This window comes from Flavisolibacter tropicus (assembly GCF_001644645.1).
GTDB classification, from domain to species: domain Bacteria; phylum Bacteroidota; class Bacteroidia; order Chitinophagales; family Chitinophagaceae; genus Flavisolibacter; species Flavisolibacter tropicus.
This window is the reverse complement of record NZ_CP011390.1, coordinates 401,510-426,561: the sequence shown is the minus strand read 5'-3', so window position 1 is coordinate 426,561 and position 25,052 is coordinate 401,510. Positions and strand designations below refer to the sequence as shown.

Below are 25,052 nucleotides of genomic sequence, written 5' to 3'. Positions count from 1 at the left end.
ACTTATCCATATTTTAAACCCCGGCAATTAGCCGGGGTTTTTTATTTTCACGTCAAATTAGACGATTATGCATTCCGTAGACTTAACCCGCGTTCCTACCTTTTATCACAAGTACATCCAAAAGATCAATGAAACAGACTTATCTGAAGCTTTACATTCATTACAAGCCGAATTGAACAGTTTCCTGGAAGAACTTCCTGATGATAAATGGTCACACAAGTACGCAGCCGATAAATGGACCATCAAGGAAGTGGTACAGCACATTACAGATGCGGAACGGATCTTTTGCTACCGTGCCTTATGTTTTTCAAGAGGCGAAAAAGGCTCTTTACCGGGCTTTGAAGAAAACGATTATGTAAACGCATCCGATGCTAATAGCCGTTCAAAAGAAAGTATTCTGAATGAATTGAAAACAGTACAGGCCGCTACCCTATCTCTTTTTGCCTCAATGAATGAAGAGCAATTAAACGCTGATGGCGTTGCAAATAACAATCCCATCTATGTAAAAGGCATTGGCTTTATAGTAGCCGGCCATGCCAAACACCACCTGGAAATCATTAAAGAACGTTACTTATAAAGTAAAAACCCAGCCGATTGGCTGGGTTTTTTATTACGACTATTGTTACTTAGAATGACTTAACTGGTTTTTCTGGCTTAGTAGCCTGTCCTTTAACCAGGTTTCTTTGGCTATTGATATCACCAATCACTTTAACAGCTTGATCCAGGTAGATATCCTTTTTCAATTGTTTTAACCACTGGTTATAACGATCTTCCTTAGCCTTATCCAGAGCGTAGCGATCAGCGTCCTGCTTTAGGAAGGCAATATTCAAATCAGTATTCAGCTTTAAAAGCGAATCGATTTCTTTTACAGCAGCCTTAATTTCTACCTGCTCTTTTTGGAATTTGGCTAATTGCAGCGGATATTCTTTGTCGCTTTGACTGGACAGCCACTCTGTTTTCTGTTTGATCTTTTGGAAAGCTGGAGTCTTAACGATTCTTGAATTGCTTAAGTTTTTAATTGTATTCAGATCGTAACCACCGTTCCATGCTTTATAGGTAGCCTTATTTACTTCATCCCAGGGCAATGCATTCTCATTATCGCGCTCTCTGAATTTCAGATATTCATATTGATCAGGGATCACCAGATCAGGTACTACACCTTTCAATTGTGTAGAACCACCATTTACACGATAGAATTTCTGCAAGGTCAATTTTACTGAGCCTAACTCCGAGTTTGACGATAAAATATTTGCATCTGGGTCTAAAGAAAAGTTACGTTGAACAGTACCCTTACCATAAGTGCTGGAACTTCCAATAACTACACCACGACCATAATCTTGAATAGCGGCTGCAAAGATTTCAGAAGCGGAGGCACTAAACTCATTAACCAAAACAGTTAAAGGGCCATCGTAAAGAATGCCGTTGTCCTTATCGCGCATAACCATTGGCTTACCTTCTCTATCTTTCACCTGAACAATAGGGCCGTCTTCAATAAAAAAGCCTACCATTTTCACCACATCAAATAGAGAACCTCCACCATTATTACGTAAGTCTATTACTAAACCGTCAACATTAGCAGCTTTTAGTTTCAAGATCTCTTTACCAACATCATCAGCACTCCGCGCTCCATTTGGATTTTCGAAGTCGGCATAAAACTCTGGTAAATAAATATATCCAACCTTACTAGCACCGTTCTCTATAACAGCGCTACGTGCAAAAGTTTCGTCTTGCTTGATCTCATCTCTAATTAAGGTTACATTCTTTAAGCTACCATCTTTCTTTTTCAGCGTAAGAGTTACCGGTGTCCCCTTCTTACCACGGATCAGCTTAACAGCATCTTCTACCACATAACCCGTCAGCTCTACAGCTGTATCGTTTGCCTGAGCCACTTTCATTACCACATCACCTACTTCAATTTGTTGAGACTTCCAAGCTGGGCTACCAGTAAGTAAGCTGGCAATTTTAATATTACCCTCATCATATTGAAGAGAAGCTCCAATACCAGAGAAGCTACCACTGAGTTGCTCATCGAAGTATCGCTTTTCTACTGGTGCAAAGAACTCAGTATGAGGATCCATGGTTTGTGTGATGGTATTCACATAAATGCTGAACTTATCATCATCATTAAACTTGAACTTGTAACGTTCAAATGTGCGCTCCATGATCTTAGACACCTTATCGCGTGCTTCTTTTTCCAACTGGGCATCTGTTTTTACTACAAAACTGTCCTTGCCTTTATTTTTTTCACGGATGTCCAAAAGTTCGGCATAACGATCCAAGGTCAGGTATTTTAGCTTTTTACGCCACATTTCCTTGCGCTCCGCCTGTGTAGTGGGGAATTTGATCTTTTTATTATCAGTAATAATAGACTCGTCTACTGTAAAGTCGAACGGCTGAGCTAATATATCTTTATAGATCTTAGAAGCTTCTTCAACGCGAGCATTAAAACGCTTAGACACTTCTAAGAAAAATTCCACTGGAGCACCTTTCATTTCATCATCCAGGCGTGTTTCATACTTTTTCAATGCATCAATATCTTCTTGCATGAAGATATTTTTATCACCATCTAACTCTTCAAAATATTTATTAAAGATCTTTTTTGAGAAATCATCATTAATGTCTTTGGGGCTGAAATGGCCTTGTGTTAATAACACGCCCACATTTTGAAGGATACGTTCGTATTTGGAGGGAGGCGCTGCCTTACCAATTCCTAGGGTTTGGAATGCTAAAAAAATTCCACCTGCCAGCATCAACAACAGTAACGGGAGTCTTTTCATGTTCATTATATATTTAATCGCCTGAGGCATACTATCCAAATTTAAGGCAAAAACAACGCCTTGCATGTTAATATGTTCTGTTTAACAAACGTTTTTGATGAACGGAAACTTGAATTAAAAGTAGTAATCATTTCATTGCAAACAACTGACCAAGCACCAACATGTACTCTTTGTCGGTTATTAGCTGCATCCAAGTAAATAATCGTTTATAAATCTACCCGTTTTTTATGATCAGATCATTTGGGAGTTAAGCTAATATAGTATCTTGGGGTATCCCTTGCTTTGTTATAGTCAATATCATTTTTTTCTGCTATACAATTCCTATATATCCGGTATATATCCCGTCTCTATTAGGGGCGAGATATATACGAATTATATACAGGTTATATACAGCTTATATACGGGATATTTCGGGATAAGGTAACAATAGAAGTAGTATAGATAGAATTTTAAAAAGCCCTCATTTCATGTTTTGGTTGAAGGCTTAAAACTTTTTTTAAACCTTATTTTTAAAAAATTGAAATTATTTAACTCGATTTCTTTATTTTTGCACTCCTCAAACGGTGGTTGTAGCTCAGTTGGTTAGAGCATCAGATTGTGGTTCTGAGGGTCGCCGGTTCGAACCCGGTCATCCACCCAAAAGCCTTGCAAACGCAAGGCTTTTTTCTTTCTAACAGTACCCAACAACTTTATAAACGGCAACTAACGTTAATTATAGTTAAAGCTCTGCCTTTCCTCATACTCTGCATTACCTTTGCCCATCGTTTTGTATCCTAAAACACAGTACATGAAGATTGTTGCCTTTGTAGTTAGTTTCTTAGTTTCAATAGTTGGCTTTGCCCAGATGCCTGGTGGCATGAACCGTGGCGGAGGCCAAATGCCCTCTGGCCGATTTTATGGTAAAGTAGTAGATGCTTCCAATAAAGGAATAGAAGCAGCATCTATTGTTTTGGCTCAAGACCGGATGGACACAGCTACCAAAAAGCGTAAGGAAGTAGTTGTTGGCGGTATGCTTACCTCATCTAATGGAGAGTTTAGCATTGAAAACGTTCCTGTAATGGGACGTTACAAATTGAGAATTACTGGTATCGGTTATAAAACCCATGAGCAGCCAGTAAACTTTGAAATGCCAGCTAAAGGAAGCGACCCAAGTGCTATGTTAGCCGCTTTTGATAAAGACCTGGGTAATATCAAGCTGGAAATTGATGATAAGGTTTTAGCGGGTGTTACAGTAACGGCTTCCAAACCCGGTTTACAAATGGGTATTGACCGCAAAGTATTTAACGTAGACAAAAACATTACATCTGCAGGTGGTACAGCAGTAGATGTAATGAAGAATGTACCTTCTATTTCAGTAGATATTGATGGTAACGTAACGCTGCGTAACAACGCGCCACAGGTATTTGTGGATGGTCGTCCTACAAACCTTACGCTTGAGCAGATTCCTGCTGATGCTATTGAAAGTGTTGAGATCATTACCAACCCTTCAGCCAAGTTTGATGCTTCTGGTGGTACTGCCGGTATCTTAAACATTGTTTTAAAGAAACAAAAACGTGTAGGCTATGCCGGTAACCTGAGAACTAATGTGGACTCAAGAGGACGTGTGGGTTTTGGTGGCGACATTAATGTGCGTCAAAACAAGGTGAACTTCTTTGCCGCTGGTATGCTTGCCCAAAGAAAATCTATTAGTGAAGGAACAACCAACCGCACTACGTTTGATTCTATTACGGTTAAATCTACTCAAAATGATGAATCAACAATGAAGGGCAACTTTGGATTTGGAAGAGCCGGCTTTGATTATTTCATTAATAATCGAAATACAATTACGATTAGCGGTAATATCGCTAAGGGCAAAATGTCGCCTTATACAGAAAGTGATATCTATATTAACGAGGATCATACTATAACAGATACATCTAGATATAACCCAAGATTCAGTAACTCCATCAATAAGTTTCAAAATTGGGGAACACAATTAAGCTTCAAACACAATTTTCCTAAAGCTGGTAACGAGTGGACGGCTGACGTTACCTATAACAATGGTGAAAATAGCAACAGCAGTGCCATCCGCACAGAAAATAACCTGGTAACTCCTGTAGCAAAGCCACTTGGAGTTTACAATCAAATTCAATCAGGTTCGGGAACTAATCAGAATATTGTTTTTCAGACAGACTATACCAACCCAATCAGCAAAAACTCCAAGTTTGAATTAGGGGGTAGAGCTGCTATCCGTAAAATTGACAACCTAACCAACTATACCATTAAGGGAGAAGATAGTTCTGTATTTTATACAAATGAAGACAGAGTCTATGCGGTGTATTCTACATTCTCTAATCGCATCAAGAACTTCGGTTATCAATTGGGACTACGGGCCGAAAGCTCAACGAATAAGGGGGTGTTAAATGCTAAGGAATCATTCAAAAAAGAGTTTCCAATAAGCTTATTCCCAAGCGTGTTCTTAAGTCAAAAGCTTAGTGAATCTTCAGACTTACAATTGAATTATAGCCGCAGAATTAATCGACCCAACTTTTTCCAATTATTTCCTTTCACTGATTATTCCGACTCTTTCAATATCAGCCGCGGAAATCCTGATTTAAATCCAGAGTTCACCAATTCGCTTGAGCTCTCCTATTCTCATCAATTTAAGAATCGCGATAATTTTATTGCATCAGTTTATTTCAAAAACACGAACGACCTGATTACGCGTTACCAGTATAGAGAGTTTGATGAGATTGTAAAAGGTAACGTTATAGTAAACTCCTATATTAATGCCAATAGAAGTTACGTAACAGGCTTAGAGTTAACTAGTCGTAATAAGGCAACTAAATTCTGGGATGTAACAACGAACGTAAACTTATTTACGTCTAAAATAGACCTGGAAAATGAAAAAGATCCTGATCAGTTTTTAAGCTACTTTGTTAAGTTGAATAATAGCTTTAAGCTGCCTAAAAACTTTACACTTCAACTATCGGGAGACTACACTTCTAAAATCATTTCCTCGCCAGGCGGCAGCGGAAGCGGCGGCGGTGGTGGCCGTGGCGGTATGTTTGGAGGCGGTGGTATGTTTGGCGGAGGAGGCATTTCAGCTGCCCAAGGTTATATCAAGCCAAACTATGGTGTTGATGCTGCTTTACGTTTTGACTTCTTAAAAAACAAAGTGGCCTCCCTATCTCTGAATGTCAACGATATATTCAGAACCAAGCTATATAACGCTTATAGTGAATCTACCTACTTTATTCAAGATATCAGCCGTCGTAGAGATGCTCAGGTGTTCCGCCTGAACTTCAACTACCGTTTTGGTAAGTTTGATGCCAGCTTGTTTAAACGCAAGAATACCCGGGCAGAGAACGATGTACAAATGGAAGGCGGTATGTAATTCAAACAATTTAATTTTTTAAAGTCCTGCAATAAGCAGGACTTTTTTATTTCACCTTGCCTATTTTTGAAAACATGTACAAGTTTGCTATCATCGGCTGTGGACGGATTGCTACCCGCCATGCAGAGAATATTCAAAAACTAGGGCACCTAGTTGCTGTTTGTGATATTGATAAACAAAGAGCCGTTGCATTTGCCAAACAATATGAGGCTAAGGCCTATTACTCAATAGACGACCTACTTAAAAACGAAACAGAAATAGATGTGGTTTCCGTTTGTACCCCAAACGGCTTCCATGCAGAACATGCTATAAAATCGCTTCAGGCTAGAAAACACGTGCTTTGCGAAAAGCCCATGTGTATTACCAGCGTAGCTGCCTGGCAAATGGCCGATACAGCGCATTTCTTCAGGAAGAAGCTATTTGTCGTTAAACAGAATCGTTTTAACCCTCCTATTCAATTGGTGAAGAAGGATCTGGAAGCTAAGAAATATGGAGATATATATAGCTTTCAGATCAACTGCTTCTGGAACCGCAGCCAGGGATATTATACGGGTGATTGGAGAGGAACTAAGGAACTTGATGGCGGTACCCTTTATACCCAGTTCAGTCATTTCATAGACGTCCTCTATTGGTTTTTAGGTGATGTAGAAGAAGTTAGAGGGTTCAAAGACAACTTTACGCACCACCAGCACGTAGAGATTGAAGATACCGGTGTTGTAGCCATTAAATTGAAAAGCGGCGTTCTAGGGACGCTGAACTTTACAATAAATAGCTATGAACATAACCAGGAAGGTTCAATTACGTTATTTGGTGAAAAAGGAAGCGTAAAGATTGGCGGACAGTATTTAAATACCTTAGAGTGGTATAAAACGGAATCGGAAGAAACACCTGTTTTAGAACAAGCTACAGAAGCAAACCACTATGGCCATTACCAGGGCTCTATGAGTAATCATAACAAGGTTTATGAATCACTGGTAGCATCCTTGAATAATAATGGCTCGCTGTTAGAAGCACGCGATGCCATTAAAACAATCGAAATCATTGAAAAGATCTATAAAGCTTTAGTCTAGATGAATGTTTTGTACATAGTAGGAAACAGACCGCAGTTTGTAAAGCTAGCAGTACTGCATCAGGAAATGGCAAAACATGCATTCATTAAAGAGTCCATCATACATACAGGCCAACATTTCTCATCAGAGATGAGTGATGTATTTTTTCGTGATCTAGATATTGGCCTGCCAACTATTAATCTGAACATTCACTCCCTGTCGCATGTTGCACTAATTGCCCGGACCATGGAGGCTATGGAAAAAGAGATCCCCAAAGTAAACCCTGATATTATTGTAGTCTTTGGAGATACAAATGCCACGCTAGCTGGTGCGCTAACCGGAAAGAAGCTGGGTATACCTGTTGCTCATATTGAAGCAGGCATTCGAACTTTTGATGAAGAAATGCCTGAAGAAAGCAATCGATACCTTACAGATCGCATGGCCACTATTAACTTCTGCTGTACCCGGCTAAATGAAAGACAACTAAAGAAGGAAGGCTTTATGAAGGATATTCCTTCTTTAGTAATTTACAGTGGCGACTTAATGCTGGATGCCTATTTATATTACAAAAAGCATTTTGCTAAATCCCCAAGGGTTCTAGACGATAATGGCTTGCAAAAGAATCAATATATACTAGCTACTATTCATAGAAGGCAAAATATTGAGCACTTGGACATTCTAAAAAACATTATCCGTTCATTAAACCAGATTCACAAGCAGATTCCAGTTGTTTGTCCTCTACATCCTAATACAAAGCAAATAGTAGAAAAGAATAGTATTAATATTGACTTTAAGATTATTCCCCCACAAGGCTACTTAGCTATGCAAGCACTTTTGGATAATAGTATGCTTGTAATTACGGACAGTGGCGGCGTTCAGCGTGAAGCTTTTTTTGCAAAAAAACCGTTAGCCATTATTATGGAGCGCCCTTTCTGGCCCGAAGTCACTAATTATGGCGGTGCCGTTTATTGTAGCGGAGAAGGTTACCAACTAATACAAGCGTTTGAGAAGATTAAAAACGTAACAATAAGAAATAGGACTTCTATTTTCGGTAAAGGAGATGCCGCCAAGATCATAACGAAGGAGCTGATTAAAGCATTTAAGAATAAAGAACAGTAACCTATATTAATGCCACAGAAAACCCACATAACGGTATCCGTTATTTTAGACTTAGTTACTGACCAACGTGTACATAAAGTTTGCAACTCCTTACAAAATGCAGGCTATGAGGTATTAGTAATTGGAGGTAAACGTAAAAAAAGTTTGCCTTTAACACCCAGATCTTATAAAGCCGTCCGGATACCACTAATTTTTCAGAAAAAGATGTGGTTTTATGCAGAATACAATATCAAGTTGTTCTTTAAACTGCTTTTTACAAAATGCGATATTCTGTTGGCCAATGATCTAGATGTATTACCAGCTAACTATTTGGCTTCGATTATTAAAAGGAAGCCACTGGTATACGACACCCATGAATATTTCTTAGGGATGCCACAACTAAATGGCAAGAGGTTGGCCAAGAAAGTATGGTCGACAGTTGAAAAAAACATCTTCCCCAAACTAAAATACATTTATACCATTTGCCAATCGTTCTGTGACCTTTACTATAAGGATTATGGAAAAAAACTTTGGTATATACGAAATGTGCCACCTCTTCAAATTGAAGAAACATTTCAATTTGAAGACCTGAAAAAAAGCATCGATAACAAGATACCACGTGATAAATACCTTCTTTTATATCAGGGAGCAGGAATTAATCATGAGCGAGGCGCAGAAGAATTAATTGCTAGCACGCAATTTCTTGATCCCACAAAATTCCATCTATTACTTGTTGGAGGCGGTGATGTTTTCGACACATTAGTTGAAATGATTCAAGATAAAAAACTCACTGATCGAATTACAATCATTCCAAAGGTGCCCTTTGAAGTACTTCGCCATATTACTCGCCAGGCGCATCTAGGCCTAACTTTAGATAAGCCCAATAATATTAATCATCTGTACGGACTTCCTAATAAGATTTTTGACTATTTACATTCTGGCGTCCCGGTTTTGTCCAGTCGCCTGGTAGAAATGGAAAGGATCATTTCAACATATGATGTCGGGACCTATATAGAGAACCATAATCCAGAACACATTGCCCAAACTATAGTAAGAGTATTTGAATACCCTGTTCACCTCGAAAAGTGGAAACAAAATACTGAAAAGGTAAAAACAGAAATGAACTGGGAGAATGAAGAGAAAATGTTGCTTCAAATATATGAGCGTGTTTGTATAGATAATAAACTTCCTGTTCCAGTTAAATTAAAGTAGCTGCAGACAAGCAGGTCAACTTTTATTTTCTTGAAACCTCTTATCTTCTGCTAAACGAGAAAAGTAGTTTAACCGATAAAGATCAAAAAGAAACAAAGACGGGTTACACGAATGCAAACGTTTCAAAATAAATGATTGCATGAAAGAAATAGTAATGTTTAAAATTGGGATTATCCCTAACTTCTTATACCGCCTATATGCTGCAAATAACTTAACATGATTTTTTAATGCTTCGTCACATACAATTTTTTGTAGTCTGGATAGGTTCAGCAACGAATTAAGACTTTTATCCAAAAAAACACGACTATCCTCTATCCCATTATGTAGAACTGGATTATCAATATGAAAGATCCTTGCTTTCATTATTTCTAACTTTATTCCCATCCATGTATCTTCATGACCATATCCCATTAGTTCCTCAGTCAATTGTAGTTGTTGGAAGGCTTCTTTATTAATGAGAAAATTGTTTGACATAAACCCAGCATATGGCCTCTTTAAACGCTTTTGTGCTGACTGAGCTTCTCGGTGGGTTCCATATGCCCAATGTAAACTCAATTGACAATTTTGCGGCTTTTCATTTGTGTATACTCTCCCTCCAACTATAACATGGTAATCATTTTTTAAAAAAATGAGGTATGACGTTATAAAGCTTTTGCTAATTATAACACTGTCTGCATCTAAAAAAAGCAGCCAGTCATAGGCTGCTTTTTTTAAAAGCTCATTACGTGTGGCAATTCTGCCATTATTCTGTGAAGATTCAATATATCTAACATGCGGGGCTTGAGCTATAGCTCTATTTGTTTCTTTATATGACAAATTAGAACCGTCATCAACAACTACTATTTCGAAAGGAATTGCTGTTACTAAAAGTTGGGCTCCAACTTCAGACACCAACCCCGTAACATTATAGTTATAAACAGGAATTAATACCGATATCATAAATGCGTAATGGTAGCATTGTCTATGATGCGGCCGTGCTCTGTTCTTACTACACGGGCAGGGAATTTCTTCAATACAATATAATCGTGTGTAGCCATTACGATAGCTGTTCCATAATCTCTTGAGATATGAAATAACAAACTCATAATCTCATCGGATGTTTCTGGATCCAGGTTACCTGTAGGCTCATCGGCAAGAATTAATTTAGGAGAGTTCAATAAAGCTCTGGCGATATCGATACGTTGCTGCTCACCGCCACTCATTTCAAAAGGCATTTTAAAGCCTTTAGACTTTAAACCCACTTTATCCAAAACGTCAGCAATTTTTTCATTCATGAGTTTCTCATCTTTCCATCCTGTCGCCTTTAATACAAACTTCAGGTTCTCATTAACATTGCGATCTGTCAATAATTGAAAGTCTTGAAACACAACACCAATACTTCTTCTTAAATAAGGAACCGTTTTCCAGGTCAGCTTTCGTAAATCGTAACCAGCTACTGTACCGTCTCCTTCTTTTAAGATCAATTCACCATACATGGTTTTCAAAAGTGAGGATTTACCAGTACCTGTTTTTCCAACCAGGTATACGAATTCACCCTTATCTACAGTCAGATTCACATCCTGCAGCACTAAGCTATCGCCTTGGTAAATATTTACATTTCTGATCTCTATGATTGGGTCTGCCATAAATTCGATGTTCAGGAATTAAAATTAATATACAATTTCTGCTTCTGCTGTTTTTATCACTAATTCTTTGTTAGAAGATGCCTCTACTCTACCAATTACTTGAGCCTGAATACCTAATGACTCTGCCAAGCTTATGATTGAGGCTGCTGAAGACTCATTTGTATAGATTTCCATACGGCATCCCATATTGAATACCTGATACATTTCTTTAGCATCAGCGCCACTGGCTTGTTGAATAATCTGGAAGATTTCTGGTGCCTGAAAAAGATTGTCTTTAACAATACGAACATTCTCAGGAACGTATTTCATGCATTTGGTTTGCCCTCCTCCACTACAGTGGATTAAACCATTGATTACGTCAAAATGTTGTTCTAAAATAGGCTTTAATACGGGGGCAAAGGTCCTTGTAGGTGATAATATCAGGTGTCCGATATCAGTTTTAAAGCTTTCCTGTTGAAAATTGATTGTAATAGGGTCTGTAAGCCGGTGTTTACCTATATAAACAACCTCATCTTTCAAGGATGGTTCGAATGTTTCAGTAAATTGTTTATAATACGAACCTAAAACATCATGACGGGCACTTGTTAATCCATTACTGCCAATGCCGCTATTATAAGCATCCTCATAACGAGATTTACCATAGCTAGCTAATCCAACGATGACATTACCAGCGGCAATCTTTTCATTGGTTACCAGCTTGCTTTTTTCCCATCGGGAGCCCATAGTACCGTTTACGGCTATAGTTCTAACCACATCACCAACATCTGCCGTTTCACCACCCAAAAAGGCTATTTGTACACCATGTTGCTGCATATTATCAAAGAACTCTTGAGTTCCCTCAATAATTGCCTGCAAAACTTCACCTGGAATTAAGTTTTTATTGCGATCTATAGAAGAAGAGAAAAGTAACCGGTCATAAATACCTACACAAAGCAAGTCATCTAAGTTCATGACTATAGCATCCTGAGCAATGCCCTTCCACACAGAAACGTCTCCGGTTTCTTTCCAATATAAGTAAGCCAATATACTTTTAGTGCCAGCACCATCGGCATGCATAACGTTTACCCATGCTTCATCTCCGCCTAACAAATCAGCATAAACCTTGCAAAATGCTTTTGGGAACAAACCTTTATCGATATTTTGGGTAGCGGCATGTACTTCTTCTTTTTGGGCAGATACACCGCGTTGAGCATATAATGACATTCCTAAGACGAAATTTTGATAAACTGCAAATCTAAAACAAATGCCTTGTTATCTTAGCACTTCCTATGCAAGTCCATCATTCTATCGATTTATTGCCTGTTTTTAATAATGCGGTTGTCACTATCGGCACGTTTGACGGAGTGCATTTAGGACATCAACAGATCATTAAAGCGCTCTTAAATGAAGTGGAAAAGGTAAATGGCGAATCGATTATTATTACTTTTCATCCCCATCCCCGTAAAATCGTTCAACCAGATACATCGCTTCAATTGATCAATACCTTAGATGAAAAAATTGAGTTATTAGAGAAACAGGGTATTGACCACTTGGTTGTTGTTCCTTTTTCACCAGCCTTTGCCTCTTTGTCTGCAGATGACTATATAAAGGAATTCCTGATCCAAAAATTCCACCCGAAAGTAATTGTTATAGGTTATGACCATCACTTTGGAAAAGGACGAAAAGGAAACTACCAGTTACTTGAAAAGCAAAAAGAAATTTGGGGCTATAATCTTATTGAAATCCCTAAACATCTTCTTAATGAAGCTGACATCAGTTCCACTAAGGTTAGAAAAGCACTTTTAAAAAGCGACATTCACTCTGCCAACAAGCTGTTAGGATATGATTTCTTTTTTGAAGGTAAAGTAGTAAAAGGCGATCAGTTAGGTAGGGAACTTGGCTATCCTACTGCCAACATGGAGTACACAGACCCCGATAAAATTCATTTGGGTGAAGGTGTTTATGCTGTTGAAGTATTGGTTGCAGGAATTGTAAAACAAGGTATGCTCAGCATAGGCAAAAGACCTACCCTGAATGACACTATAGAGCGCGTAGAGGTAAACATTTTTGATTTTAATGAAAATCTATATGGTGAAACCATACGAGTAATCGTTAAAAGCTTTTTACGTCCTCAAATAAAGTATAACGATTTAAATGCTTTAAAAACCCAGCTACACCAAGATAAAATAGATACACTAAAGGCTCTTAACAATTAATCATAGATCATTTTAACAAGCATTTCTTTTAAAAGTTGTCCATCTTCTGTTCCAGCATCATTTACTCCCAAACTACGTAGGTTATATTGTTGAAGTAAAAGAATATTCTTTTCAATGGCCATCAAATTGTATTTGTGAGCGGCCTGAAAGTAATCCTTCATTTTCCACTCCGGTACCCCAATGGCTCCAGCCAATGCTTTATCAGCGGCTCCGCCACTGGTATGGATCATTTGCAACTTGCTAAAGAACGTATAAATAGAAGGGAAAATCAATTGTAAAGGGCCTGCCTTGGGATTGTTTTCAAAATACTGAGCTATACGAATAGCCTTGCTTAAATCGCGCTTTGCTAGTGCGTCCTGCAATTCAAATACATTATACTCTTTGCTGATGCCCACAAATACTTCAATATCGTCTTCTGTTATATTCTTACGTTCACCCAGATTTATAGCTATTTTATCTATTTCATTATTGATGCGGCTTAAATCATTTCCAATATGATCAATCAGTAGATATAAAGCCTTATTTGTGAGAGTAAATCCTTTTTCGCGAGTAAGACCTTGAACCCAATCAGGTAATTCATTATCATACAATTTACGTGTAGTGAGCATTTCAGCTTTGGACTTTAACGTCTTTGCCAATTTTGTGCGCCCATCTACCTTTTTACCTTTATAACCAATAAACAGCAGTGTAGAAGACAACGGATGATCTATATAGGGTTCTAGCTTTTCAATATCTCTCATTGCCTGGGCCTCTTTTACAATAACCACTTGTCTTTCAGCAAACATTGGATACCGGCGACAAGCATTCATAACAGTAGCCCAATCAGTATCTCTACCATAAAGAATGGTACGATTAAAAGCTGATTCGTCTTCAGAGAGAATATTAGATTCGGCAAAATTCAATACCTGATCTATAAAAAAGTCCTCATCTCCCTCTAACCAATATATCGATTTATAACTTTTTTTACGTAACCCTTCTAAAATCTTATCTGCTTTCATATTATCTCTGAAAATCAATTAAAAACTATTCTGGCACGGTTTTAGGTTTCTGGTGTCAAAAATTCATAACTCTTAGTTACTTTTCCGTTCAAACCTAACACATTAATAAAAACTAAATCTCATCAACGATGGCAAACACAAATTATCCTTCTGCGAATCAACCGAATGATACCGGAAACCGACCTGTAAGTAATCGTCCCAATAATACAACTAAAAATGTAGCAATTGGCGTTCTGGCTGCTGCTCTTTTAGGCACATGGGGTTATTTCCTCTGGGACAAAAATAATACAGATGAAAAAATACAGATCACACAAGCACAAGCTACTACGGCTACGTCTTCGCGCGACTCTGTACAATTGTTATATAATGATGCCTTGACACGTTTGGATTCTATCACAGGAAATAATAACAACTTACAAGGCCAATTAAGTGAAAACAACTCAGAAATCACTAAACTAAAGAATGAGATCAATCGCATTTTGCGTAATAAAAATGCAAGTGATGCAGATCTTAGAAGAGCAAAATCTTTAATTGCTACCTTGAATGGCAAGATTGCAAACCTAGAAGCAGAAGTGGCTCGCTTAACTGGGGAAAACCAAGAATTGGCATCTGCTAATACACAGTTGACTTCAGAAAAGCAAACTTTAGAAACAAACCTGCAGACAACAACAGCACAAAAAGATGAATTAGCTTCTACTGTTGATGTAGCTTCTACTTTTAGTGCCTCAAATATTCAAATAAGACCTATTCAAGAAAAAAGAAATGGTAAAGAGAAAGAAACATCTACTGCACGTCGTGTAGATAAATTGATGATCTCTTTTGATGTTGAGAACCGTGTTGCTCGTTCTGGTCCAGCTGATTTGTATGTAATGGTAACTTCTCCTGCTGGTCAAATTATTTCTGATCCAAACATGGGTTCTGGTACATTAACAACAAGAACTGATGGCGACAGACCATACACTTTCAAAACATCTGTTGACTACGAACAAGGTACTCGTAAAACAATTCAAGTTCCTTTACGTCAGGAAAACTTTGCTACAGGCAACTATAAAATTGAAATCTATCAGAACGGTTTCAAAATTGCTGAAGGTGTAAGAACACTTAAGAAAGGTGGCATCTTCGGTTAATATTCCATATAATAATTCCAATAAAAAAGCCCTGAACAATTTGTTCAGGGCTTTTTTATTAAGCTTAAAGAGTAATCAAATTATTGAGGTAACAATACCTGATTGATTTTATGCAAAACTCCATTGATATAATTCTGATCACTAGTACCACCAGTTGGTGTTGGATTTATTAAAACAGTGGCTGCGGTTGCATTAGCAGCACCTTTTACAGTGGCAGCAGTAACTCCAGTTGCACCAAAAGTCGCTTGTAATGTTATGCCTGGATGTGCGGCAATTGCTGTATTTAACAAGGTAGGCTTATTGGTAGCCGTAGTTGGTAAGTTTACAGTAAACGCTCTGTTACCTAACATATGATATACAACGATCCCTTTTACATTTTCTGAAGTTAATACAGTTGCTAGTAGTGGATTTGTAAATACTGCAGGAGTAGAAGCTAAAGCTGTTGCTGTAGCTAAAGCAGTAGCTTGATCCATTCCTTGAGCCATTAAAGCCACTGTAATTTGAGCAGTTAAAACCTGTTTAAACGCAGCATCAGTTGGAGCAAACACCGTTAGGTTAGCAGCAGCATTTTTCAAAATATCTTCCAACGCACTTCCAGCTGCTGCTCCCACATCAGCTTTTTTAATAGCTGCTCTCAAGTAAGTCAAATCCGCAGCCGTATCAATTCGGTTCCACAGATATTGGGACGGAGGAGCTACAACCACTGCTGGTTTTTGAATAACCCCATTAGCCGCAATTTGATCAGGCTGAACCACTGGAATGTTGTTCACCCACATGCCATTTACTTTAGAAGGGAAAATAGGCATTCTCAAACCCGGAGGTAGTGATGCAGAAGGCGGTGCCAGTACAAACTGTGATGGAAATTGGAAATTTGGAAATGGAGTGGCCGTTGAAGTAGAAGTGTACAAAAATTTTTGACCACCTACGATTTGATATCGTAATAAAGTATCCAGCATACCAGGACTCATACCATTAATCTGAGTACTAGTTATTCCTGATGCTGCAAAAGCTGTATTCGTCGGCGCAAAAAAAGTAAACTCGCCTGTTTTATCTGCTAATAGTGTACTAAGCGGCACCAAACCAGAGTTGGAAGCAGGAGCAGCCTTGGTAACTGCAGTTTTTAATAAACTAAAACTAGCATCGTTTAAAAGTTCCATTATCGTTGATCCCTCATGAGAAGGTACTGGATTGGGTACTGCATCTGGCAACTCTTTATTACAGGAAGCCAGCAAACTAACCGCACCAATGAATAAGGCACTTGATTTCACCCATTTATTTATAGTAAGTTTCATATAATACGTTGTTTAAATTATTGAAGAACATTAAAGGCATAGCTAACATAGTAAACACCGCCAATGCTAGGATTACCAACTGCAGAACGGTAGTATTGATTACCAATATTAGTACCGCCCAACTTCAACATTGATTTAGATTTTGGCAGCTTATATGAAACGGCTGCATCTACAACATTATAGGCTGGTAAGTCGCCTTGTGTGAAATCATTTTCATAGAAGAACCCTTCTTGCCAACGCCAAGCAATATTGAATCCAAAGCGCTTGTCTTTACCAAAACCAGTATTAGACAATCCAAGAACTGAACGCAATTCTGGTGTATTAAAGAAAGCTCTAAATCCTGCTGGTACATCTTCAATTTTATCAGAAGACAAGCTTCCGTTTACTACAAAATTGGCAGGCAATAAGTATTCAGCACTTAAGCCCCAACCGTAAGTCTTTACTTTTTCAGGAGCATTTACAACGATAGAGTAACCTTTTCCAGTAGAAACTTGCAACACATCTCTACGAGTAATGAAGTCTTGATATTTGCCATAATATCCATAGGCATCAATCAATAATTTCTTAGCGATAAGCGACTTATAACCAGCTTCGAAAGTTGTAACAGATTCAGGTTTCACTTCAGTATAAGGAACTTTTTCGCCCAAATCACCATTTGGAGTAACTGCATTAGCCGGATCGTTAATCAGGTTATATTTTTCCCATAATGATTTATTGGCACCAATCAAACGTCCAGTACCTGCATCCAAATCAATCCATTGTTGTTGTGTACTTGGGAAACGATAGGCTGTTTGATAAGATAAACGAATGTTATGATCTTTTGCAGGTTTTACTACTGCTGTTACGCGCGGAGTGAAACGACCTTCAAAGTTTTCATTTTTATCATAGCGACCAGATGCTGTTAATTTTAATACATCCTGGATAATTTCTTTACCAACTTGAACATAAGCACCATACTCATTGATCTTGATAGGATTGCCTTTTGTATCAGGGAAAAGCGTGCCTTCACTGTTCAATACATATTGCTTCCAGTTCCCACCAACCAGTACTTCAGCATATTTAGCAAGACTGCTTAAGTTATATTGGCCTTCAGCCATATACAAATCTGAGCGATCTTTGAATAAACCACCTTGTGGAATAGGTTTCATTCTTACCTGATCGAAAAGATTTTTGAATTGCTGAGAACCAGCAGCAGGACGTCCTTGATCTGCTGTAGAACGAGCAATATTATGTGCTGCTAAATCATCGCGACCAGCTTGCTTAGCGTTTAAATAGGCAAAAGCATATTCTTGATACCATTGAGCACTAGGCTTCCACGCTTCATTAAACAATTGGGTTGTAATGGTCAGGTTATGAGACTCACCTGCATTTTCCTGAGTAGTATAACCTCTGATAAACCACTTGTCGCTGTTCAATTCTAATTTATACTGTCCTACTTTCAGGTTCTTTAACGAATAGCGCTGGCTACCAGTATAAACGGTATTACCTGTACCCCAGTTACCAGCTAAAACAGCTTCAACTCTGGATGTCAATTTATAATGAACCGCACCTGAAAGTTTATAATTGATCGTGTTAGGATCTACCACTTCATTTTCAGTATATCCCGTTCTAGATACAGGAATGCTTGATGGCAATGTGCTGATATAGCTAGCCAGAAACGGCACTTGTGCAGCAATTGGATTTAAAACGCGTGTTCTTAGATCAATCGTAGTCTCATCACCATAAACATTCACACCATCATAGTTTGGATCTGTATCTCTGGTTCCAGTTGTTAAATTACCGGAGGTACCAAACCTTTTATAATTACGATAATCATCTGCCAACCAATCTTTAGCTTGGATTAACTCAGTACCAATCTTAAATGCGAAGCGATCAGATACTTTTTTAGCCCAACGTACCGACCAGTTATGATAAGGAGAAACACCTCTCTCTTTATCATCAATGTGCATGATACCTGTTTTAATTTGGAATGATAATCCTTGGTATTTAAATGGATTTTTACTGTTGATCAATAAAGTTCCATTCATACCACCAGGGCCAAATAAAGCAGATGAAGCACCTGGTAATAATTCCATATTATCTACATCTAACTCTGTCAAACCAATAACACTACCTACTGAAAAGTTCAGACCGGGAGCCTGGTTATCCATACCATCTACAATCTGGTTAAAACGAAGGTTACCGCTACCAGAAAAACCACGAGTTGTAGGAGTTTTGAATGTTAATGAAGAAGCCACAACATCAACACCCTTTAGATTTTGAACAACATCGTAATAGTTTGATGCAGGAGCATTGCGTATTGCAACATTGCTCACTCTTTCAATAGTAACAGGCGATTCTAAAATACGTTGCGGAGTACGTGTTGCAGCTACTACCACTTCTTGACCTAAAGACGAGCCCGGTACAAACGCTACTTGAATAGAATTACTAGCGTCAGATACAGTCACTTCTTGTGTTTCAAAACCAACGGAAGAAAACACTAAAGTAGCAGGCAGTTTTTGAACCGCAATTTTAAAAGATCCAGTTTCATCAGTGTAAACACCTTGAGTAGAACCTTTTAAAGAAACCGAAACGGAAGGTACAGATTCGGCATTTGTTTTGTTTTTTACAGTTCCAGATAAGGTTACAGCTTGCGAGAAAGCAGTAACAGACATTAGCATTGTAGCAAGCAAGCTAAATAAAAAGCAAGCGCTTTTTCTCATAGAGTGAATAATTTAGTTCAGGATTGAATTTCCATACAAACTCAAATTGCATCAAATGCTTGATTTCAAAGGAGTTTGATGCGGTAATTTACAGATTCACCTGTTTTTGTTAAAATTTTTATTTGGATAAACGTATAAATTGTTAAAAAAATCCTCCTAAACTCTTACAATTAACTGAAACACAAGCCTAATTTCGAATTATGGCACGACTTCAATTCCCCCAACAGACGGCTTTTTATCAAGGTAAAGTACGTGATGTATACACTATAGACAATACTTTGTTAGTCATGATTGCATCGGATCGTATTTCCGCTTTTGATGTCATTCTTCCAAAGACAATTCCATTTAAAGGACAGGTTTTAAACCAGCTGTCTGCGTTTATGCTCAGCCAAACAAGAGATATTTGCCCCAATTGGTTGATGGAATCACCCGCACCGAATGCTTCTATTGGGTTTAAATGTCAGCCATTTAAGGTAGAAGTTGTTGTAAGAGGCAATCTCTGTGGCCATGCCTGGCGCACCTACTCAAGCGGTCAGCGTATGTTATGTGGCGTCTTAATGCCAGACGGTTTAAAAGAAAACGACTTTTTCCCGCAACCTATAATTACACCTTCTACAAAAGCAGAAGAGGGACATGATGAGGATATTACAGTAGAAGATATTTTAAGACAGGGGTTAACTACCGCAGACGAATGGCAACAAATTGAAAAATATGCCTTGCAATTATTCCAAAGAGGTAATGATCTAGCTAGAAAGCAAGGATTAATTCTAGCTGACACTAAATACGAATTTGGAAAGCGAAACGGCGAAATTGTCTTAATGGATGAGATCCATACACCAGACTCCTCTCGCTATTTTTATGCAGAGGGTTTTGAAGCAAGACAATCAAAGGGCGAAAAACAAAAGCAGCTTAGTAAAGAGTTTGTGCGCGAATGGCTGATTGCCAATGAGTTTATGGGCAAGGAAGGTCAAACAGTTCCTGAAATGACAGAAGAATGGATACAAACCATTTCCAAGCGCTATATTGAATTATTTGAAGCTGTTACCGGCCAATCATTTAATCCTGAACCACTAGCTGAAGAGGAAACCTACCAACGAATAGTCGACGCAATCAATAAACATAAGCATTAAAAGAAAGGGCCTTTTAAAGGCCCTTTCTTTATTCTTTTTCATTTAGTCGTGGACGTAATCGCTTACGTGATTTATTAAAGACGTTTCGACCTTTATCAATTCCTTTACGCAAGATCTCTTGTTCCTCTATGGGTAAATGAATTACATCCTGACATTCCTTACTGCAACAACCTTCATATTGTTTTACACAATTGTCGCATTGAATAAATAACAGGTGACAGCCATCATTTGCGCAATTCACATGCGTATCAGCAGGTTGGCCGCATTGGTGGCATTTAGCAATAATTTCTTCTGTAATCCGCTCCCCTAGCCGATTATCAAACACAAAATTCTTTCCGCGAAACTTATTAGACAGACCTTGTTTTTTCACTTCATTGGCATAATGGATAATGCCCCCTTCCAAGTGATATACATTTTTAAACCCTTGGTGAAGCATGTAAGCACTGGCTTTTTCACAACGGATACCTCCAGTACAATACATGATAATATTCTTATCCTTGGCGTCCTTCATCATGTCTGCCGCCATAGGAAGTTGCTCCCGGAAGGTGTCTGAAGGTACTTCAATAGCACTTTCAAAATGCCCAACCTCATATTCATAGTGATTCCGCATATCAATCACCACAGTTTCCGGATCATTTGTCAACTCATTAAACTGGGCAGCATTTACATACTTACCCTTTACTTCCATAGAAAAGCTGGGATCACTAATACCATCGGCCACTATCTTATCACGAACCTTGATCTTTAAAACCCAAAAAGACTTGCCATCATCGTCTACTGCAATATTTAGACGTAAGTCATTTAAGGGCCCAATAGTATATAAATAGGATTTGAAAGCTTCATAATTGCTGCTGGGAACACTTATCTGGGCATTTATCCCTTCATGAGCCACGTAGATACGGCCATAAACTTTTAAGGCATGAAGCTCTTTATAAAGTAAATCACGAAAAACCTGAGGATCCTCAATGGGAAAGTACTGGTAGAATGAAATTGTAGTACGGGGTTCTGTTTCTTGCAGCAAACGCTGCTTCAGCTCTTTCTGAGAGACACGATTGTGTAATAGGGCCATAAATTAGAAATTTTAAGATCGTTACGCTTTCTAGCGCAACGGCTTGCTTTCGCTTTGCCACTTGCAGGGTGAACAAAATTTCAAGGCCGCAAAGATAAGAACTGAAGCAACGTTAATTTGTGAAAATTGGGCTTATTTCATCAACAGCACCAGCAAAATGCCTAATAGCAATAATACTATGGCTGCTGGCCAGCTTACGAATAATAGAATGATAAATGCAACTCCTAATAAGATATACAATAAGGTTCTGTTAGAAACAGATTGTGCTGGCTGTTTCGAAAACATTGAAGTCACTGGAGACAGAGCGCTTTGCATCTTAAGCTTAAGGAGCGTAAAGGCGGCTTTTCGCTTCAGCTTACGCATTTGCTTTTTGCTCTTTTGAGCCGCATACATGGTTAACATTAGGGTTGCCAATAATGAAGCCATGCCGGTATGATCAGTCGTTTTTGCCGGCTGAACAGGTGCCGGTTGAGAACTAGCTACAGTCGATGCTGAGAAAGCCATATCTAAGTGTTTTTGGGTTATTGTTGGGCGAAATTATTGAATCATCTGTTATTTCCTAGCGTTGTTTTAATGCCTATGCGAAAATCTTCACGCTTGATTCCCTCCTTTTCACAACCCCAGATATAATCAAAACGGATAAGCTTAAATATATTTTCTAACCCTATAAGCGGCTCTATATAACGCCTACCTGATTTTAAATACAGCGCATTAACCCCAGCAACTAAATTCCATTTCCACCTTTTTAAACCCGGGATTTTATTGGTTATAAAACCATTAAAGTGATGTTCCGCAAACAACGTGCTATAAAACGTTTCACTGTTACTGAAGTAATAATGAGGCACCAATTGAAACCTTGTCAAATAATCACCAGATAAGAAGCTGGAAGTATTTCCTCTAAAATGTATCAGATCAGGTACCTCTACCCGCTTCTTATTGATAAAGCCACCCAGATCAATCCCATATTCCAAATTACCGAACAGCTTTAAATTCAGCTGATCCGAGATCCGCAGTAACCATTTACTATATGACACATCACTACCCAAAACCTGGTCAAACGCTTGCGTATATCTCCATTCAAATGCAGGAAGTTCGGAGCCCAATGAAACCATCCTGTTCGGATACTTTATATAAATTGTACCAGGCTGCCAACGTACCCCTAGAGTAAGTGCAAATGCCTGATGCCTGCGAATGTTTGTATCAGTAAGCGGATAAGGACGGTTAAGTGTAAAACTGGTTCCATCTTCTTTATCCAGCGTAAACCTACTGCTGTTTTCTAATGGAAGACGATCCTGGTAATTTGCGCCCAGGTACATATTTACCCCACTGCCAAAGCCTTTAGTATAAAGCAAACTCCCATACCACGCTTCATAGATCTTCATATTGTTTGTACCTGACACCAATGCAGAATACGTACTACCAACTATACTAACAGGTCCAGCGTTATTAAACTGATATACATCTTTACCTCCTGCCAGAGATAAAGCATTTAAATATTTTTTACCAAAGGTGTATTGCGTGGTTAATCCTGCATTGAAATGTTGGTTGGCTAATCCATATCGAAACTTTGGAGTGATAGTGATGCTTTTCCTGTTTTCCTGTAAGGTATCAAACCGCTTATGGTAACTCAAATAGGCATGTCCAACAAAACCTTCTACCGTATTATAACTCCCCATTTCCATTAAAGAAGGAAAAGAAAGTGAGCTCCTATGTTTTGCATTTGTTAGTGTCAAACCAGATGTAATCAATTCCAATATGCCTGTTTTGTTACGGATCCGGTTAATGGAGTCCAAATACGCGGGTGACTTCTTTACAATCTCCAGGCTATCTTTCTTTCTGTAGTCGTCAATTTCATCTTGTTGTAAAACGATAGGCCGAGTTGCAGCCCAAAAGTCAATTGTCTTTTTAGTAGCACTATCATCATACCGCAACACAACTTTATCAAAATAGCCTTTTGAGTATACTGGATCAAAGTTGTAAGATGAATAGATGTTGGCGAAACTGCCATATGCATCAAAGCCTAAGAGTTTAATACTTGGATAGATAATCTGACTTTTAAGAACCCATTGGTTGGCACTTTGTATATATAGCTGCTCCAGTCGCAAGGTATCAATCCATTCCATACGGCTTTCTTTGGTCAGTTGCAGCTGTAACGAATGTATTCGCCACTCATCCTCCACTATATTGATGTATCCCGTAAACAGTGGTTCAAATCTGCGTTTTGGTAGTACCCTTATCCTACTGATTTGTCTCCCTCTTCAAAAAAGGCGCCTTCATATTTGTAATTATAAAAGTGTAAAGCATTATCGGCAATAGGTGAGATAAAACCATGATTATTCAGGTTGTCACCAATGCTAACATTATTGTTGTAAAAAGAAATGATCTGCGGTGCACTCAACCCATAGGCGTTACTTTGTCCACTTACTTTGGTAGCTATTACCTCAACCTTGGATTTATTAGGCGGTGCTACGGAATAGGTAGCTATGGACTCAGACAGGAAAATGATCTTTCGTTTACTTGTATCACCATCCTCAAAGTCTATCTTTTGCCCCATGAATTTTGTTGGATAGTCGCGCAGTCGCAACTGTCCTTTCGTATAGACTTCAGCGGTGAAACGCTCCCACTCCTTCAAATGCGTTTTACGTTTTTTTATGGCACTACGTATTATCGCATAGGCCGGATCTTCTCCTTTCTTTACAACGACCTCCTGAAGTGATAGCGTTATTGGTTTTAATACAAATTCAAGCGTATTACTTTCCTGTTCAATAGAAATGGCCACTTCCACTTTTTCATATCCAACATGCTGACATGAAATGGTATGCTTGCCCTTTGATAAGTTTAATACAAACTTTCCTTCTGCATTAGCAGTCGTTCCTAAACGGCTGCTTTCTACCTCTATGGTAGCATAGGGTAAAATAGCCCCTTCCCGATTACGTACAGTACCCGTAATAATTTGTGCATTTCCTTGAAAACATAAGAATAAAATACTGCACAGCAGCACAATGATGGATCTATTCACAGGGTCATTGCAGTTTAAACATAGCGGCGCTTTTTCCGGGCAGGTCGTAAAGAACCTCCACTCATGGCAGCAAAACCTGCTACCAGTGCACCAATCAATGCAGTAATAAGTATTAATAGAATACTAGCACCTCCTAATGGAAGCAGTTGTGCTATTTTCTTAGAAAGAACGCTATCATTTTTAATATCGATCCAAAGTGCCAACAGTCCCCAGAGCAAAAACACCCCTAGAAATCCTGCCAGGAAACTCTTTCCAATTGACTGGGGAATAAGCAACGCCACTAAAAAAGCTACTATGGCAATGCTCCACCAGGGAAGAAACAAACCTGCAATAAAGCTGAATAATAATATTAAAACAGTTGCTGCTATAAATCTCATGTCAGT

At 38.5% G+C, this 25,052-nt stretch carries 18 protein-coding genes, 1 tRNA gene and 1 pseudogene; 9 read left to right on the top strand and 11 right to left on the bottom strand.

Annotated elements, in window-relative coordinates:
- Positions 1 to 67 precede the first annotated feature (67 nt).
- Positions 68 to 577 (top strand): DinB family protein, encoded by a 510-nt coding sequence (locus SY85_RS01755; RefSeq protein ID WP_066401501.1) that lies wholly within the window; start codon positions 68 to 70, stop codon positions 575 to 577.
- 49 nt (positions 578 to 626) lie between these two features.
- On the opposite strand, the gene SY85_RS01750 is transcribed toward SY85_RS01755, so the two are convergent.
- A complete protein-coding gene (locus SY85_RS01750) occupies positions 627 to 2,777 on the bottom strand; it encodes a carboxy terminal-processing peptidase (RefSeq protein ID WP_082886702.1) in 2,151 nt (716 codons plus the stop codon).
- A gap of 563 nt (positions 2,778 to 3,340) precedes the next feature.
- On the opposite strand from SY85_RS01750, the gene SY85_RS01745 reads away from it, so the two are divergent.
- The 5 genes from SY85_RS01745 (at position 3,341) to SY85_RS01725 (ending at position 9,512) form a co-directional block, all read left to right on the top strand.
- Positions 3,341 to 3,414: transfer RNA gene (locus SY85_RS01745), tRNA-His, on the top strand.
- A gap of 150 nt (positions 3,415 to 3,564) precedes the next feature.
- Positions 3,565 to 6,153 carry an outer membrane beta-barrel protein gene (locus tag SY85_RS01740; RefSeq protein WP_066401500.1) on the top strand — a complete coding sequence of 863 codons (2,589 nt, stop codon included), beginning with the start codon at positions 3,565 to 3,567 and terminating at the stop codon, positions 6,151 to 6,153.
- 74 nt (positions 6,154 to 6,227) lie between these two features.
- On the top strand, positions 6,228 to 7,223 hold the full coding sequence (locus SY85_RS01735) for a Gfo/Idh/MocA family protein (protein ID WP_066401499.1): 996 nt from the start codon (positions 6,228 to 6,230) through the stop codon (positions 7,221 to 7,223).
- A complete protein-coding gene (gene wecB, locus SY85_RS01730; RefSeq protein ID WP_066401498.1) occupies positions 7,224 to 8,321 on the top strand; it encodes a non-hydrolyzing UDP-N-acetylglucosamine 2-epimerase in 1,098 nt (365 codons plus the stop codon).
- 9 nt (positions 8,322 to 8,330) lie between these two features.
- The gene (locus SY85_RS01725) at positions 8,331 to 9,512 is read left to right on the top strand and encodes a glycosyltransferase (RefSeq protein WP_066401497.1); all 1,182 of its coding nucleotides are present in this window, start codon (positions 8,331 to 8,333) and stop codon (positions 9,510 to 9,512) included.
- 15 nt (positions 9,513 to 9,527) lie between these two features.
- Here SY85_RS01725 and SY85_RS01720 read toward each other — a convergent pair whose 3' ends face one another.
- From SY85_RS01720 to SY85_RS01710, 3 genes are read right to left on the bottom strand one after another with little or no spacing between them, the layout of a single operon-like run.
- Positions 9,528 to 10,451, bottom strand: coding sequence for a glycosyltransferase family 2 protein (locus SY85_RS01720; protein WP_066401496.1), 924 nt, complete (start codon positions 10,449 to 10,451; stop codon positions 9,528 to 9,530).
- Complete coding sequence (locus tag SY85_RS01715; protein ID WP_066401495.1) at positions 10,448 to 11,137, bottom strand: cell division ATP-binding protein FtsE; 690 nt, start codon at positions 11,135 to 11,137, stop codon at positions 10,448 to 10,450. Before SY85_RS01715 ends, SY85_RS01720 begins: the two co-directional genes overlap by 4 nt.
- Before the next feature lie 24 nt (positions 11,138 to 11,161).
- Positions 11,162 to 12,340: an AIR synthase related protein gene (locus tag SY85_RS01710; protein ID WP_066401494.1), complete on the bottom strand. Its 1,179-nt coding sequence runs from the start codon at positions 12,338 to 12,340 to the stop codon at positions 11,162 to 11,164.
- Positions 12,341 to 12,405: 65 nt separating this feature from the next.
- Here SY85_RS01710 and SY85_RS01705 point away from each other — a divergent pair, with 65 nt between their 5' ends.
- Positions 12,406 to 13,332 (top strand): bifunctional riboflavin kinase/FAD synthetase, encoded by a 927-nt coding sequence (locus SY85_RS01705; RefSeq protein WP_066401493.1) that lies wholly within the window; start codon positions 12,406 to 12,408, stop codon positions 13,330 to 13,332.
- Here the strand turns inward: SY85_RS01705 and holA are convergent.
- Complete coding sequence (gene holA / locus SY85_RS01700) at positions 13,329 to 14,330, bottom strand: DNA polymerase III subunit delta (RefSeq protein ID WP_066401492.1); 1,002 nt, start codon at positions 14,328 to 14,330, stop codon at positions 13,329 to 13,331. The genes SY85_RS01705 and holA overlap by 4 nt on opposite strands.
- A 128-nt stretch (positions 14,331 to 14,458) precedes the next feature.
- Here holA and SY85_RS01695 point away from each other — a divergent pair, with 128 nt between their 5' ends.
- Positions 14,459 to 15,457, top strand: a complete 999-nt coding sequence (locus tag SY85_RS01695; RefSeq protein WP_066401491.1) for a hypothetical protein — start codon at positions 14,459 to 14,461, stop codon at positions 15,455 to 15,457.
- A gap of 80 nt (positions 15,458 to 15,537) precedes the next feature.
- Here SY85_RS01695 and SY85_RS01690 read toward each other — a convergent pair whose 3' ends face one another.
- Positions 15,538 to 16,749 (bottom strand): fasciclin domain-containing protein, encoded by a 1,212-nt coding sequence (locus SY85_RS01690; protein ID WP_066401490.1) that lies wholly within the window; start codon positions 16,747 to 16,749, stop codon positions 15,538 to 15,540.
- A 17-nt stretch (positions 16,750 to 16,766) separates the two neighbouring features.
- A complete protein-coding gene (locus SY85_RS01685) occupies positions 16,767 to 19,451 on the bottom strand; it encodes a TonB-dependent receptor (RefSeq protein ID WP_066401489.1) in 2,685 nt (894 codons plus the stop codon).
- 200 nt (positions 19,452 to 19,651) lie between these two features.
- On the opposite strand from SY85_RS01685, the gene SY85_RS01680 reads away from it, so the two are divergent.
- Positions 19,652 to 20,581: a phosphoribosylaminoimidazolesuccinocarboxamide synthase gene (locus SY85_RS01680; protein ID WP_066401488.1), complete on the top strand. Its 930-nt coding sequence runs from the start codon at positions 19,652 to 19,654 to the stop codon at positions 20,579 to 20,581.
- Between the two features lie 28 nt (positions 20,582 to 20,609).
- On the opposite strand, the gene trhO is transcribed toward SY85_RS01680, so the two are convergent.
- From trhO to SY85_RS01655, 4 genes and pseudogenes are all read right to left on the bottom strand, one after another.
- Complete coding sequence (trhO, locus tag SY85_RS01675; RefSeq protein WP_066401487.1) at positions 20,610 to 21,650, bottom strand: oxygen-dependent tRNA uridine(34) hydroxylase TrhO; 1,041 nt, start codon at positions 21,648 to 21,650, stop codon at positions 20,610 to 20,612.
- 132 nt (positions 21,651 to 21,782) lie between these two features.
- Positions 21,783 to 22,154 carry a hypothetical protein gene (locus SY85_RS01670; RefSeq protein ID WP_066401486.1) on the bottom strand — a complete coding sequence of 124 codons (372 nt, stop codon included), beginning with the start codon at positions 22,152 to 22,154 and terminating at the stop codon, positions 21,783 to 21,785.
- A 41-nt stretch (positions 22,155 to 22,195) separates the two neighbouring features.
- Positions 22,196 to 24,651, bottom strand: a pseudogene (locus SY85_RS25820) (DUF5686 and carboxypeptidase regulatory-like domain-containing protein).
- Positions 24,652 to 24,683: 32 nt separating this feature from the next.
- Positions 24,684 to 25,046 carry a hypothetical protein gene (locus SY85_RS01655; protein WP_066401483.1) on the bottom strand — a complete coding sequence of 121 codons (363 nt, stop codon included), beginning with the start codon at positions 25,044 to 25,046 and terminating at the stop codon, positions 24,684 to 24,686.
- Between the last annotated feature and the right edge of the window lie 6 nt (positions 25,047 to 25,052).